We start from the raw sequence: 15705 nt of genomic DNA, 5'->3' as shown, positions 1-15705 counted from the left end.
AACAGTATGAGAAGAACAAAGATATATAGTGTGATCGGGATGCTGGCACTTTTATTGCTAGGTGCTTGTTCGTTGCACGAAGAAGATGATATTTTCGGCGATTCGTCCGCCAATCGCATCAGTGATGCCTTAGAGAACTATAAAGAGATATTGGTATCAGCCGAAAACGGTTGGGTAATGCAATATTACCCGGGCTATGATCAGGCATATGGAGGCTATAACCTATTAGTTTCGTTTAATGAGAATGGTGAAGCGACGGTGGCAGGTGAAGTTGCTAAGGCAGATACGGTGATAACCAGTCTTTATTCGCTCAAGCAAAGTGCGGGGCCGGTGTTGACTTTTGATAGCTATAACGCAATCATGCACTTGTTTAGCGAGCCTTTGAATGCGCTAGGTGGTGATTTTCAGTTTACGGTGATGAGCGCTACTCCTGAAAAGGTTGTTTTGAGCGGAACAAAGACTAAGAACCTGATTGTATTGACCCCGATGCCTAAAGAAGTAGCTTGGGAGAATTACCTGAAAAGTGTGCAGGAGATACAAAGTGCTATTTTTCTGGGAACATTCCGCCTGACTATAGACGGTAAGGAAGTGGGTGAAGTTGAGCAGACCAATAACGTATTTACTTTAACTTATACCGAAGCGGGAGAGTTGGGAGGCGTAGAAACAATTCCTTTTGTTTATACCAATGAAGGCATCCAGCTTTATAGCCCTATAACGATCAATGGAGTGACCATGAGCACATTCAAGCTGATACGGACAATGTATCGTTTGTTTGTACCGATGCCGGAGTTAATGCGAAGTTTGAAGCATTCTATCCCGAAGGTTATCGTTTCTATAACCAGTTAGTGGGTGCGTATACGATGGGTACGAAGACTGTTAATGTGGTAGCAAATCCTGATGGTAAGACTTACTCTATTACCGGCTTTACCGCTTATGGCACCGTTAATGCTGAATATGTTCGCTCGATGGGTTCGTTTTCCATTACTAATCAATATCTAGGTATTGCGTTGGGCAAATACTATGCCTATTTATGTCTCTGCAATGCTAGCTATGTGACATGGAAAGATGGTGCCGGACTGATTGGTGTGAATAGCTTGGAAAGTCCGCTGACGATTACTTTTAAAGACAATGGTGGATGGGGGACTGATATCGGTGATTCATTCCTTACGTATGCATTCACTAGTCAACCACCGAGCAGTGCGGGTGTAGCTGGTTATTTAGAGCTATTTAGCACACCCATAGTTATGGTAAAGAAGGATTGATAGAAATCGATAAAAAGTAAATTAGTTATGAAGAAATTATATAGTTTATTCATTGCGCTGGCAGGTATACTTTGTTTCACTTCGTGTGGGGACGATTATGCCTATACAGCACCGGAGGCGTTGGATGTGACCAAAGCTGACCTTTATTTCAAAGCACCGGGCGGAACCGGATCAATTGAAGTAAAAACGGATCGTGAGTTACAAGCCACCTCCTCTGTCGATTGGTGCTCCGTGAGTGTATCGGGTGGTGTGGTTACTGCGAAAGTTGTGAAAAATGAGTCTATCGAGAGCCGTGCAGGTACAATAACGTTGAATGATGGTGTATTGACCTCTCTGGTTGCTGTGTATCAGGAAGGGTTTGCTTTTGGTATTGATGCGTCAAACCTAAAGACTCTAAATGCCAACGCAGCAGACTCTACGTCTGTTATCGTAACTTCTTCTTCCCCTTACATTGTCAATATACCGTCTTATGCGGCTTCTTGGTTAAGCTATACAGCGGATGAAGATGGAAAAGTTACTTTCCATTTCACTAAAAATGAGTCTGGAGCTCCTCGTGGAGCGAATGTAACCATATCCTGTGATGATAGAGAGAAGTCTTTCACGATTCGTCAATATGATATTAACAGTTTTGTTGGTGCGTGGAAAGTTTCATATGCTGACGGTGAAGACCTTTATGAGGAGGATATAACGATTACAAGCCCAAGTACCGGCGCGTTATATTTGAATTTTGCTCCGTTGACTCCCACAGTGACTCCAATCTTTCATTGTACCTACGTAAATGGAGGTCTAAAGATGGCCAATGGCAATGCACAAGGAAGATATAGTAGCTATTACCTCTTTACTCTTTTCTCTTCTACGGATGGTTACATCTCGTGGGCGGCTACATATACCTATTCCGCTTCTCCATATATCGCCGAAGACGGAACGTTCTACATGGTATTTGCTAATGACGGCAGCTGGCCTAATAAGGAGACTAACGGTGTTGCCTTAGGAGCGTTTACCTCTGCTACAGCAACAAATGCGGGATTTGTAGGGACTTTGGCAACCTATACCGACCTTGTTTTATATAAATAAATGATTTAATGTCGAATGGGGCTCATGTTGTGGTATACGACATAGACCTCTGTGAGTCCTTTTTACATTAATTTTTCTTGTGGAAGAGTGGGAGCAATAGAGTTTGTTTCCACTCTTCGTCTTGAATAGCCGATGAAGCGTGAATAAGGTTGTATATCAAAAGCTATTTGATACACACCCTTATTCATTGGTCTCTACGCTACAAGAATTGCTGCATAGAGGCTGTTCCTTACATTCAATAAATCTTCGTTTCTAAGAAATGTGCTCGTTTATGGAACAACAGTTCCTGTAACTGGAATTTCTGTGCTCAAAGTTATGCTCGGCAAAAGCGGAATAGGCACTTCTAAGCTAACTTCCAGAGCTTCTCCGGCAAGCGCACCTACTCCTAGAGGCTCAATTGTTGTGTCTACATCCCATGTTACAGTTCCTGCGGGTAGAGCAACTACATCTCCAACCCGGACGCGACTCTGTCTTGACTCCACTTGAAGATTGGCAATGCTAGGTGTAATGCTTCCCAAATTCAGGAGATTAAGATCGAACTCAACAGGCACTACGTCATTTACTTGAACGGTTCCTAAATCGATCGATGTTACACTGGATGTTAGCTGTGGCAGGACTTGTGCCACAGCATTCTGCGCGGTAAACGCCATTGCGCAAAGCGCAGCAGCCGAGAAAATAAACTTTTTCATTTTTGATAAGATTTAATTGTAAATATTAGTTTGAGAACGTCACTTGAAACAAATATAAGTTGACTATTGTTTGGCTGGTGTTGGCATTAATGTGTTAATCCATAATCTTTTAACAATACAGGCTTTTGTGGGTTATCTTCTGCTTTCAACACATCAGCTTCCTGCTGTGGATGCGTTTATTCTTGGTTGCGAGTTCATTGCTAAGTCGTAGTATATGCGTAAGAAGCGTGTACTTGTATCTAATCTTTCTTGGATGGTAGAGGTTTGAAGGCTGCGAGATGTGTTTTAACGCCTTCTAGTTGAATGGAAACGTCTGTTTGCAACTCTTTGTACGTCAAAGCTCCCATCGCTTGAATTGGACGTTTAAAAAGATGTTTTGCCTTTGCTTTACGAAGTTCTTGACTCAGGTTACTTGAGTGCCGGGCTATTAATACCTGAGTAATGGGTTATTAATACATCAAAACCAAGCTGTTAATACTTGAAAGCTTAGCAGCAATCAATCGGGTCTAGGCGATTCTGGAATGAGTTTTCGTTCTATAATCATCCGGATCTCTGATAACGATCCCCTTGCTCCATACGGTTCTATTTAATAAGAAGCCGGTGGAGTAAGAGGATCGTTATCTGTTGATAATAAGCTTGTATCAGAATACCTTGAATACGTAACCTTCCGCTTTCAGAAACTCGATGGAGCGGGGGAGTGCATATTGCAGGTTTCCATTATCCCACGACTTCAATGAATCGTGGAATGTGATGATGGAGCCGTTGCGCGCGTAGCGTTTTACGTTGTTCAATACCTGTTCCGGACGCATCCGCTTGCTATAGTCGCGGGTTACCAAATCCCACATAATTATTCGGTAGTAATGACGCAAGGTATAGTATTGACGGAACCCCATGTGTCCATGCGGTGGGCGAAAGAGGTCGGTGTGAATGATCTCGTCTACCTTCTTGGTATTTGCCAGATATTCCGGATTAGAGTACTCAAACCCACGGATATGGTTGTAGGTATGGTTGCCTATCCGGTGCCCATGATCTACTACCATTTGGTATTCGTCGGGATGTTTACGAATGTTGTCGCCTACCATAAAGAAGGTGGCTTTGATGTTATGCTCTTCTAAGAGATTGAGCACCCACGGGGTTACTTCCGGGATCGGTCCGTCATCGAAAGTCAGGTATACTGCCCGATCGTTCGGATCCATCCGGAAGATGGCCTGGGGATACAATGCCCGGAAAAGCCGCGGCGGTTGTTCTATTAACATGTTGGTTTCCCTTGTTATTGACCCTTCATTCTCGTTACGTATTCGCTGTACAGGCGTTCGAGCTGTGGCGAATAGCGTTTGCTTAGTTCTTCTGATTTATATTTTTCCATCAGGCGAACCTCGGCGTCAATTAAGCCGGCATTGTACATGAAGCTTTCACCGGCTATCGCAAGCTGATTATCAGTCAGGCTCAGGTACCAGTTCATGTATTCCAATGATTTGTTGGCCAGCGCATCGATAATTTGATCCGCTTTTTCTTTCTTGCCGAGCTGGTAGTAGCTTCTGCCATTTGGAACGAGCCGTTCGCCCAGTCGTAGGGAACATTAGTGCTGGGGATCATCTTCTCGGCATAGTCCAATGCAGCGAGTGCCTTGTCCTTCTTGCCTTCGCGGATGAGCTGTCCGACCAACTGTGTGAAGATACGGCGATGCGTGTAGCACATCCGCATTACGTTCTCGTCAATATAGATACCCGGTTTGTCGATGCCACCGAACTTGAACTTGTTCATCAGGTTATCGTACATCTTCTCGGAGTCTATCTTGCTGTTTAGCTTGTTCGTATCGAACGGTGTGAACCGGTAAGCAAGGCCCTCTTGGATGAAGTGGTTCTCCATGCCCAGTTGATTCTCACTGCCAACGGTGATTGCCATATAGAACGGACGTTCCCAGTTCGCATTAGCCAACATTTCGAGCATCATCAGTTCGCTCTTGTAGAGTGCACGTTTGGGTTTACCATTGGCGTCTCTCAGCAGGATAGTCATGTATTCGGGGATAGAGTCGCCCAATGCGTCGGGGATCTTCATGCCCGAGCGGCGTACGGCTTCCTTATCGATTTTCATGACTAAGCTATCGGTTGGGATAACGCGAAGCCCTTCCTTATCAGAGCGTACCCAATATTTGAGTATATTCTTCAGCTCGTATGGATTGTCACCAAACTGCTGTTTGAGGTTCTCCAAAAGCTTCGGATCGCCGTTCTCGGCTGCGCTATCGGCTTCGGCGTACATATCGTCAATGCTCTTTCTTACTTCAGGGCGGATGGATACGTATTCGTTTTGTCCTTCCACATACTCCCAACGATCCCATGTGATGGGCAGTGACGGAGAGTCGTAAGCCGGACGCTTCATTTGGTCGATGTACCAGTCGGTTTGCAGGTAACTCAGGTTACAGGTTCGCGTATCGGTACGGAATCCTTCAGTCTCCTGGTTGTACCACAAGGGGAATGTATCGTTATCACCGTTGGTGAAGATTACCGGATTGCCTTTCTCCTGCAACGTCATCAGGTAGTTCTGTCCAAAGTCGCGAGCCACATAACGTCCGCTACGATCGTGGTCGTCCCAAGTCTGTCCCGCCATTTGGATGGGAACCAGCAAGCAGACTACCGAGGCCAATGCGGCTGCGGGAAGCTCTTTCATCTTGGCATAGTCCTGCAGCAAACGGATTACGCCTGCCACACCCATACCGATCCAGATGGCGAACGCATAGAACGAGCCGGCATACGCATAGTCACGCTCACGCGGTTGCGCAGGTGTCTGGTTGAGGTAGAGTACAATAGCAATACCCGTCATAAAGAAGAGGAAGAACACCACCCAGAACTGCTGGATACCTCGCTGACTGTGATAGGCTTGCCAGAAAAGTCCGACTAGCCCCAGTAACAGTGGCAAACAGTAGAATACGTTATGTCCTTTGTTGGTTTTAAGATCTTGCGGCAGTAGATTCTGGTTACCTACCAGGGCATTGTCGATAAACGAAATACCGGTTATCCAATTGCCATGCTCTATTTCTCCGCTACCTTGAATGTCGTTTTGACGTCCGGCAAAGTTCCACATGAAGTAGCGCCAGTACATGAAATTCAGTTGGTAAGAGAAGAAGAACTTGATGTTTTCCCATTGGGTAGGCACGTTCACCGTTACCATTTCCCCGCATTGGTCATACGGAACATCATTGCCTTTCACATCCACCCATTGTTTGTAGAGAGGTGCATGAGAGGCACTGTACATACGCGGGAAGAGCATGTTCTGTGCGTATGTGTATTCGATGCGTCCGGGAAGTTCGATATACTCGTCCTTCTCGTCGGCGGATTTCTTTTCCTTGCGGATATACTTGCTGCCGGTTTCGGTTTGGCGCGGTACACAGTAGCCGTCTTTCACATCAAGAGCTACTTTCGAAGAGAAAGCAGGGCCGTAGAAAAGCGGACGAGTACCGTATTGTTCACGGCCGAGGTATTCGCCCAGCGTGAAAATATCCTCCGGAGAGTTCTGATCCATCGGCGTATTGGCGGTGGAACGGATTACAATCAGTGCGTAAGACGAATAACCGATTACGATCATCATGGTACACAACAGGGCTGTGTTCATGGTGCGGGCGGAGATACGCCATTTTTCTTTTATTTTCTCTTGTACTTGCGGAGCCAAGTAGATGGCCAGGGCGGCAATTACTACGATACCAATCAGAATGCTGCTGACTCCATGTCCATAGAACGGAATACCCAACAGGGCGATTGTAACGACGAAAGAGACCGCCATGCGCAGTTTGCTTTTCTCGTTGTAACTTTCGTAGATGCCCCAGATAAGCGAAGCGGCTAAAACGATGATGTAGACTACTACACCTGTGTTGAACGACATGCCTAAGCTATTGACAAACAGTAGTTCGAACCAGCCACCGACTTTTACAATACCCGGTACGATGCCGTAAAGCACAGCAGCTACCAGAATGCCTGAGCCGAGCAGTGCTAGCAAGGAGCCTTTTGCGGTTGCATTCGGTGTTTTCTTGTAATAATAAACCAGTACGATAGCCGGCAAACAGAGCAGGTTCAGCAAGTGGACACCGATACTCAATCCGGTTAGGTAAGCGATTAGAATGATCCAGCGGTCGCTGTGTGGTTGGTCGGCTACATCTTCCCATTTCAGGATCAGCCAGAATACAACGGCGGTGAAGAGCGAAGAGAACGCGTATACCTCACCTTCGACAGCCGAGAACCAGAACGTATCGCTGAAAGTGTAGACCAAAGCGCCTACCAATCCGCTACCCATGATGGTAATGAGCTGTCCTTTCGTGATGTTATTCTCGTCACTGACAACCAGTTTGCGTACCAAATGGGTGATGCTCCAGAAGAGGAACAGGATACAGGCGCCACTCATCAGTGCGCTCATATAATTCACCATCTTCGCTACGGTGGTTACATCGGAGGCGAATTGGGTAAACAGGTTTGCCATTAACATGAAGAAAGGTGCGCCGGGTGGGTGGCCGACTTCCAGTTTATAGCCGGTGGTTATAAACTCGGGGCAGTCCCAAAAGCTGGCAGTAGGTTCTATCGTGAGGCAATAGACTGTTGCTGCAATAATGAATGTGAGCCAACCCATTAAGTTGTTCACGGTTCTGTACTGTTTCATTAGCGCTATATCGTAGTTTATTCGTTAAAAACACGTTACATGGGCGCAAAGATAATGAAATCCATGTACAAACGGATAGAATGATAAGAATTATTATGTAATTCTCTTCCGATAAACGATGTTTTCCGACATGAAAAAGGCTGTAAAACCCTTTCAGATAGCCAACTATTACCGACTTATACGCTACACCCGGCTTTCGACCGAGCTAGCTATATCCGGTCTGTAAACTAAGCTCGGCTCACTTCACTGCGAGAAGACTCGTTGGACAATGATCAGCCCCGTATAAATGATTCGCTTTCTTCCGACGAAGGGTTTTAGGCGTGATCGTGGTGATGATGCTCACCCAAGATGCGGTGTGGCAACGTGCCGTGTCCCAACAATTCGATGGGGCAGTGGAAGTTTCTCTCCAACCATTCGCTTGTGATGCCCGTATCGGGTGGTAATCGAGCGATTCATTCACACAAGCGATGGATTTCACTTGTTGCAGAACCGTACCGATATCGTGGCTAACCAGAATGATGGCACAATCGTTATTGATCTCCGCCAGTAGCTCATACAGGCGGGCTTCGAATCGTTTGTCGATATAGGTGCTCGGTTCGTCGAGGATAACCACGGACGGATCGGAGATGATGGCACGTCCCAATAAGGCACGTTGGAGTTGTCCCCCGCTAAGTTGCCCGATGGCACGTTTCTCCAGTCCTTCGAGTCCCATACGTTCGATAATCGCACGTCCTTTTTCCCGTTGCTCATGCGTAAAACGTGCGTACAGCTTTTGCTGAACACTCAAACCGGAAAGGATAACCTCTTCTACGGAAATCGGGAACTTCCGGTCGATGGTATTGTACTGCGGCAGGTAGCCCAATGTAGGCCGATCGTTGGAATTGGTGGTTTGAGTACCATCTGACATATGAAAGGTGATTTTACCACCCGTCGGTTTCAGCAATCCCAGGATGCACTTAATCAACGTAGTCTTACCCCCGCCGTTCGGGCCAATGACGCCCAGAAAGTCGCGCTCGTACACCGTCAGGTTGACATCGCGCAGTACTTGTCGCCCTTCATATCCGGCCGAGAGATCTCGGATCTCAATGAGCGGTTTCATGTTTGTGCCGGGTTGATTGGTCATTGAGTAATGAGTGCTTTGGTAACGTGTAACATTTCCGTGTCCCAATCGTAATTCAAGGGATTGATCGAAATGATTTTCGCTCCGGTTTGCTTGGATATAGTCTCCGCGTTACGTTCGTCAAACTCCGGTTGTATGAAGATCACTTTCACCTTTTCGCTTTTGCAAGCGTCGACCAACTTCTTCAGATGGGCAGGCGAAGGCTCTTTGCCGCTTCTTCGATCGCTATTTGGTGGAGTCCATAGTCGCGGGCGAAGTAGGAGAGTGCCGGATGATAGATCATGAACGATTTTGAGCCGGTAGAATGCGTAAGCTCTTTGCAAATGATGCTATCGGTATGCTCGATATGTTTACGTAGGGAATCATAACGTACCAGATAGTACGATTCATTCGCTTTATCGATTGCGCAAAGTGCTTTATAGGTATTCTGCGCAATAATCAGCGCATTGGTTGCCGAACTCCAGATGTGAGGTTCCACAGCGTGGCTATGTCCTTCATGATCGCCATGTGCGTGAGCCGTATCTTCATGGTTCAGTATTAAGTCGACCCCTTTGGATGTGTCGAACACCTGCAAGTGCGGGGTGTTTTTCATCAGGCGGTCCATCCAGGCTTGTTCAAAGCTGATGTAACCAATGCGAAAATATGCTTTACTCTCTCCCAAAGAGACGAGTTGTTGCGGGATGGGATCGTATGTTTCGTGATTAGCTCCTTTGGGCACCATGCTCACCACATTGAATTTGTCACCGGCAATTGCTTCGACAAAATAGCGTTGGGGTTCGATAGTGACTGTTATGATAGGCTTCTCATGCTCGTTGCGTTTGGAAGATTGCCCGCCGCATGCTGCTATAATCGCACTGGAAGCGAGGAGTAGCAGGAGTTTGGCGCCTTTTATCTGAATTCTCATGTCTGTTTTTTGTTTTTATATGTGGTTGATATTTCTGTTTATTTGCCGGCTCGCAGAATTTCTCTTTTCCCTCCGGGAGGGCCGGGCAGGCGTTCGACGGTAAATCCTGCCGACTGCAACATCCGGCGTACAACACCTTTGGCACAGTAGGTAGTCAGTATACCCCCTTTATTTAGTAAAACGTATAACTGGTCAAATAGTTCTTGCGACCAAAGGTCGGGTTGCTTTTCGGGAGCAAAAGCGTCAAAATAAACGATATCCGCTCCCGGCCTTTCGATATTTGTCGAAACGGAAGTACGGTTTGCCGGACTGCTTTCTAGATACTCGTTGGCATCTATTTGAATCTTCTGCAAGGTGAAGTGCGGCGTGATGGCTACCGACTCGCCCCAGGGAACTGTATGGAGTTGGTGAAATAATTCGGATGCACTTTGCATCTGGTTTTCTATCTGTATCTGTTCGTCGGGGGCGATGTAACCGAGCGGCTCTACCATTTCCCAGGAGAGTGGGTAAAGTTCAAGTCCGGTATAGTGCACATGTCGCCCGCTTCTCTCGGCTTCTTCCAGCGTTAGCCAGGCGTTAAGTCCCGTACCGAATCCAATCTCAAGAATCTGTGGAGTAGGAGAGGCGGATGCTTTCAGCCCCATATCGATGAAGATATGCTGCGATTCGGTGCGTGCGCCCTTCGTCGAATGATAATGTTCGTTCAGTTCGGGTACAAAGAGTGTAGCGCTTCCGTCGTCTGTTCTTTCTATGATTCTTTTCATGGTTGTTTGCTCATTGATCTGGATTAACCGGCTACAAAGTCCACAGCTTGTTGAAGAATATACATCAGGATGATGTAACGAATCAGTTTGCCGGCGAACATGGATGCCGTAGTCAGCCAGATGTTGCTCCGCATAAAACCGAGCGCGATGGCGATAACCTCGCCCAAGGCGGGCAGGAAGGTGAAGAATGCCATTAAGGCCCCCTTGCCTTGCAGAAAACCGACCATCTTGTCCAGTCGTTCTTTCTTGACCTTGAAATACTTCTCGATCCAGGTGACCTTCCCCATACGGCCCATGAAATAACAAGTCATACCACCCGCCGTATTGCCCAATGCGGCTGATATCAGACAGGCGGTGGGGTTAAGCCCCAGTTGAACGAGTGCCACAAGTACAAGCTCGGAACTAAAGGGTACGATGCTACCTGCCAGCAGAGCGGCGATAAATAGTCCAGGAAGTCCCCATTGAATCAAGAGTTGTGTGGCGGAATCTACAAAAGCGTCCATATATTAAAACCGTATAAGAGGATGAGTGCTACTATTGAGCAAATAAAAAACACGTTCGATGTCTTGCTGTTGGTTAGCACAAGCAAATGCCCGATCAAGATGCTGGTGCTGATGATAAGCAGCGGAAGCAGGTTGATACACAAAGCCGGTTGCAAGAAGATGAATAGGAAAATGAAGAAAGTCAGTTCGATGAGGAACTGCAAGTAAGACCGCGTGCGGATTTTATCTTCAAATCCGGTGACAATACAATGGCCGGCACTGATGATGAACATCACCAGCAGATAACCGAGTGTAGCCATCTCCCAAGGCCTTAAAGCTTGTAGATCCATCAGTGGACTGAATGTAGTCAGTTCGATGAACGGATGATAGAACAGCTCCATCTGATCGTAAAAGAAGGCGTGCCCGAGCAAGAACCAATAGGGAAACATTAACCCCAGCAGCGCGGCGCAAAAGCTTCGGAGGTTGAGCGACTGAAAGCGGTAGGCCTCCAGCAGCCATAAAATGCCGAAGAAAGCGAATTGCGGGAAAAAGAAGCTGCCCCCTCCTATAAACAGAAAAGAATAAAAGAGATAGCTTGCCGGTCGGCTCTGTTGGTAGCTCTTAAATAGAAAATAGATGGATATAAGGAAAGCGATGGCAGCCAGATCACCGGCATAGAGGATGTGCATTTCCGGGCAAACGGTAACCAGTAGGAACAGGATGGAGGTTTGCACGGAGGCCCGCATGCGGATGATGGTAAACTGGTTGTTCAGCTCGATGAGGAAATAACCGATCATGCCGTACGTCAGGTAGCTGCTGAGCCGTTCAGCCCAGGTCGGGAGTAGCAAACGAGCTGACTCCCAAAGTGGGTAACTGCTTTCCGGCATGCTGAGATCGGGCAAAATGAGGGAGGTCAGCACCCAGCAAAGGGTGCAGATCATGATAACAACAGGTAGCGTAAAGCGTCCTGCCGTCACCTGATTTTGAAGTCTCCTTGTTCTCATTGCCTATGGTTTGTTGTTAGTTACAGATCAAACCCGATGTCGCGTCGGAAGTATTTCTTCTCAAACTGAATCTTGTCGGCCACTTCGTAGCTTTTCACCAAGGCTTCTTCTTTGGTTTCCCCGTAGGAGCATACAGCGATCACACGTCCGCCGTTAGTCACTACCTGTCCGTCCTTTACCGTTGTTCCGGCATGGAAGATGATGCTATCGGTAGCAGCAGCTTGTTCCAAACCGCTAATTGGGAAGCCTTTTTCGTAATCTTCCGGATAACCACCGCTAACAAGGATCACACATCCTGCCGTACGTGGTCCATAACCAACGTCTTTTCATGCAGATTGCCTTCGGCTACTCCTTCGAGAAGGTCGACGAAATCGCTCTGAATGCGTAGTACCACACTTTCAGTCTCCGGATCACCCATGCGAACGTTGTATTCGATCATCATCGGTTCGCCTTTCACCCGGATCAGTCCGAGGAAGATAAAGCCTTTGTAGGTGATCTTCTCTTCAATCAGCCCGTTGATGGTTGGTTCGATGATGCGTGTACGTACTTTCTCCATATATTCCTCGTCGGCAAACGGAACCGGAGTTACGCTACCCATTCCACCGGTGTTGAGCCTGTATCGCCTTCACCGATTCGTTTGTAGTCCTTGGCAACGGGCAATACTTTGTAGTGCTCGCCGTCAGTCAGAACGAATACGGAGCACTCGATGCCGCTCAGGAATTCTTCGATTACCACTGTAGAGGAAGCCGAGCCGAACATGCCACCCAGCATGTCTTTCAACTCTTTTTTGGCTTCGGCGAGTGTCGGAAGGATCAAGACTCCTTTACCGGCACAAAGGCCGTCGGCTTTCAGTACATAGGGAGCTTCCAGGCTCTCGAGGAAAGCATAGCCTTCTTCCAGGTTGTTGGAAGTGATACTTTTATAGCGGGCTGTCGGGATGTTGTGGCGCATCATAAAGCCTTTGGCAAATTCCTTACTGCCTTCCAATTCCGCTCCTTTGGCAGAAGGGCCTACCACAGCGATCTGCCGGAGGTCGGCACGATTCTGGAAGTAGTCATAGATGCCTTTTACCAAGGGGTCTTCAGGTCCTACTACGACAATGCTTACTTGCTCTTGCAGAGCGAAAGCGGCGATTGCTTCAAAGTCGGTAGCCTGTATGTTTACATTCTCGCCTACGGCATTGCTTCCGGCATTTCCCGGCGCGATGTATAGTTTCTCAACTCTCGGACTTTGGGCAATTTTCCATGCTAACGCATGCTCACGGCCGCCCGAGCCTAGTAACAAAATCTTCATATCAGTCGGAAATTATAAATGTTCTTCGAAATAACGGGTAATCTTCTCATGCAGGTGTACACGGTCACGTCCTGAAACATTGTGTTTGTGCCCCGGATAGATAAACAAATCGGGGTAGGTACGGGCGTCTACGCAAGCTTTCATAAACGAGAAGGTATGTTGCGGCACGCAAGTGTCGTCGTGGTCGTCGTGAATAATCAACAGATGGCCTTTCAATGCACCCGCCAGATTCTTCAGATTGCCTTCTTTATAGCCTTCGGGGTTGTCCTGTGGGGTATCCATGTAGCGTTCGCCGTACATAATTTCATAATACGACCAGTCGATAACCGGTCCTCCGGCTACTCCGACTTTGAATACTTCGGGATAACGCAGCAAGAGAGCGGTTGTCATATGTCCGCCAAAGCTCCATCCATGTACACCGATGCGGTTGCCGTCGACGTAGGGCAGCGTTTTCAGGTAATCGATCCCTTTCAGTTGATCTTTTCCTTCTTCGATACCCAGATGGCGGAATACGGCGTTCTCAAACTCGAGTCCCCGGTTGCTGCTGCCCCGGTTGTCAACAGAAAACATGATGTAGCCTTTGTTGGCCATGTATATATCCCATCCACGGGCTCCGTTCTGCCAGCCACCGGTGATCATCTGTGCGTGAGGGCCTCCGTATACATAGACGATGACGGGGTATTGCTTCTTCGGATCGAAATCGGCCGGCTTCAACAGCCGGTAGTGCAGATCGGTCGTGCCGTCGGCTGCCTTAAGCGTACCGACTTCAATGCTAGGCATCTGATAACCTTCGTAAGGGCTTTTAGCCGTTAGCAAACGGATACTTTTAGCGTTTTGTGTTTGGACGATATCGATGCTGCGTGGCTCGGTAACTGTTGAGTAAATGTCGATCAGGTAGTTGCCCGATGCGCTGAGCATGCCGTTGCGTTCGCTTTCCGTACACGTTTCGAAGGGGCGATTCAGCTTTCCGTTGGCAACGTTGACTGACAGATGCCCGGTTTTCAGCCCTTCGCAGGCGGTGAAAACAACCTCTTTCTTCTTTTCATTGAATCCCAGTACGCTGCTAACCAACCATTTCCCCCGGGTGAGTTGCTTTACTTTTACCGGTTCGTAATACTTGGCTCCTCCCGTTGTTTCTTGCCATTGGGCTTTCTGTTTGGAGCGGGTATCGAACAGGTAAAGGTGGTTGTAACCATCTCGCTGACTCTGGTAGATAAATTTCGTATCATCCATGGTAAGAATTGAATGGCTTGTTGAGGCTCTACGTACTTGGATGAGTCTCTTCATACAGAACTTCCTTTTGAGCTCCGGTAGTAGCATCATAGCTTATCAGCTTGGCATGATTCTGATCGCGATTCAGTTCGATGAGGTAGATGCTTTTTTCATCCGGCGACCAGCTGATATTAGTGAAGTAACGATCGGTCGGATCTCCGGCATCGAGGTAGATGCTTTTCCCGGTTGTGGGATTGTAGATACCGACTGTGACCAGATGGCTAGTCATTCCGGCCATCGGATAACGAACTTGGTTGAGCTCGGCTATGCGTGTGGTGATGTCTACAAGCGGATATTGGGTTACCATTCGTTCGTCCATCCGGTAGAATGCCAAGAGATTTCCTTGGGGGCTCCAGAAAGTACCTTTTCGGATGCCAAACTCGTTGCGGTGCACGGATTGTCCGCAAACGATACCTTCGGGTTCGTCGGTTACGGCCTGATCGTTCACATACAGATTGTTAGCTATGGTATACGCTACGTTTCCGTTGGCGGTGCAGTAGTCCTGATTGGCTGCTCCTTCTTTCAGCGTCCGGGTATGGATAATCTGATTGGTTCGGAAGTCGTAAGTCAGGTATTTCCCTCCGAGGGTGAGTAACATTTGTGATTTGTCAGCCCACGGGAAGCTTACCGAATAGAAGTGGGGCAGACGGCCTGCTTTCTTTTCTTCCAATACCTGGTTAACTTGCTCACGAGTCGTGAGTACGGTTTCTTTGCCTGTTGCCGGTTGGACGGAATAAAGGGTGTCAATACCGGGCTTGATGCATTCGTCACCCCACCATTGAAGCCCGTACAGGTTCTGGGTATAACGATACGTTTCACCACCTGGAATTAGATCTTCCAGGCTGGGTACTTGTTTGGTTTGTGCTGTCATATGGGTCATTGTTACGAGTGCAAATAGCAACCCGATCACTCTTATACCACTTTTCAGTTTCATTTTAATCCTCCTCTTTCTTGATTCTGGGTTCTCTGTCGCCTCTGAACTCTCTACGCGGTCTGCGTTCTCCTTCTGTACGCGGTTTAAATTCCCGGTCTCCTCTTGGCTTGAAGTCTCCTTCCGTACGTGGTCTGAATCCTCCTTCTTTACGTGGTCTGCGCTCGCCTTCTGCACGTGGTGTGAATTCTCCTTCTGCACGTGGTTTAAAGTCCCGGTCGCCTCTTGGTTTGAATCCACCTTCTCCGCGTGGTTTAAAGTCCCGG

The 15705-nt window shown here is 47.6% G+C and carries 8 protein-coding genes and 6 pseudogenes; 3 read left to right on the top strand and 11 right to left on the bottom strand.

What is annotated here, in order from left to right; all coding sequences use genetic code 11:
- Positions 1-6: 6 nt before the first annotated feature.
- From JCM10512_RS18735 to JCM10512_RS21655, 3 genes are read left to right on the top strand one after another with little or no spacing between them, the layout of a single operon-like run.
- Positions 7-846, top strand: a complete 840-nt coding sequence (locus JCM10512_RS18735; protein ID WP_081741485.1) for a DUF4302 domain-containing protein — start codon at positions 7-9, stop codon at positions 844-846.
- Positions 846-1262: a hypothetical protein gene (locus JCM10512_RS18730; protein WP_044165282.1), complete on the top strand. Its 417-nt coding sequence runs from the start codon at positions 846-848 to the stop codon at positions 1260-1262. The genes JCM10512_RS18735 and JCM10512_RS18730 overlap by 1 nt, the downstream gene beginning before the upstream one ends.
- A gap of 27 nt (positions 1263-1289) precedes the next feature.
- Complete coding sequence (locus JCM10512_RS21655; protein ID WP_052517294.1) at positions 1290-2336, top strand: BACON domain-containing protein; 1047 nt, start codon at positions 1290-1292, stop codon at positions 2334-2336.
- A gap of 269 nt (positions 2337-2605) precedes the next feature.
- Here the strand turns inward: JCM10512_RS21655 and JCM10512_RS18720 are convergent, their stop codons facing one another.
- From JCM10512_RS18720 to JCM10512_RS22845, 11 genes and pseudogenes are all read right to left on the bottom strand, one after another.
- Complete coding sequence (locus JCM10512_RS18720) at positions 2606-3025, bottom strand: hypothetical protein (protein WP_148298471.1); 420 nt, start codon at positions 3023-3025, stop codon at positions 2606-2608.
- Between the two features lie 641 nt (positions 3026-3666).
- Complete coding sequence (locus JCM10512_RS18715) at positions 3667-4281, bottom strand: polysaccharide deacetylase family protein (RefSeq protein ID WP_044165279.1); 615 nt, start codon at positions 4279-4281, stop codon at positions 3667-3669.
- A 14-nt stretch (positions 4282-4295) separates the two neighbouring features.
- A pseudogene (locus tag JCM10512_RS18710) lies at positions 4296-7669 on the bottom strand (glycosyltransferase family 117 protein).
- A 314-nt stretch (positions 7670-7983) separates the two neighbouring features.
- Positions 7984-8768: pseudogene (locus JCM10512_RS18705) on the bottom strand (metal ABC transporter ATP-binding protein).
- 20 nt (positions 8769-8788) lie between these two features.
- A pseudogene (locus JCM10512_RS18700) lies at positions 8789-9693 on the bottom strand (metal ABC transporter solute-binding protein, Zn/Mn family).
- 38 nt (positions 9694-9731) lie between these two features.
- A complete protein-coding gene (gene mnmC2 / locus JCM10512_RS18695; RefSeq protein WP_044165277.1) occupies positions 9732-10457 on the bottom strand; it encodes a tRNA (5-methylaminomethyl-2-thiouridine)(34)-methyltransferase MnmC2 in 726 nt (241 codons plus the stop codon).
- Positions 10458-10480: 23 nt separating this feature from the next.
- Positions 10481-10960, bottom strand: coding sequence for a YqaA family protein (locus tag JCM10512_RS18690; RefSeq protein ID WP_044165275.1), 480 nt, complete (start codon positions 10958-10960; stop codon positions 10481-10483).
- A complete protein-coding gene (locus JCM10512_RS18685) occupies positions 10945-11943 on the bottom strand; it encodes a hypothetical protein (protein ID WP_044165273.1) in 999 nt (332 codons plus the stop codon). The genes JCM10512_RS18690 and JCM10512_RS18685 overlap by 16 nt, the downstream gene beginning before the upstream one ends.
- Positions 11944-11963: 20 nt before the next feature.
- Positions 11964-13236 (bottom strand): annotated as a pseudogene (gene purD / locus JCM10512_RS18680) (phosphoribosylamine--glycine ligase).
- Between the two features lie 12 nt (positions 13237-13248).
- Positions 13249-15442, bottom strand: a pseudogene (locus tag JCM10512_RS24680) (S9 family peptidase).
- A gap of 1 nt (position 15443) precedes the next feature.
- Positions 15444-15705 (bottom strand): annotated as a pseudogene (locus JCM10512_RS22845) (RNA methyltransferase); the annotation flags it as partial.

Source organism: Bacteroides reticulotermitis JCM 10512 (assembly GCF_000517545.1).
Taxonomy (GTDB): Bacteria; Bacteroidota; Bacteroidia; order Bacteroidales; family Bacteroidaceae; genus Bacteroides; species Bacteroides reticulotermitis.
This window is presented reverse-complemented; position numbering and strand designations above follow the sequence as displayed.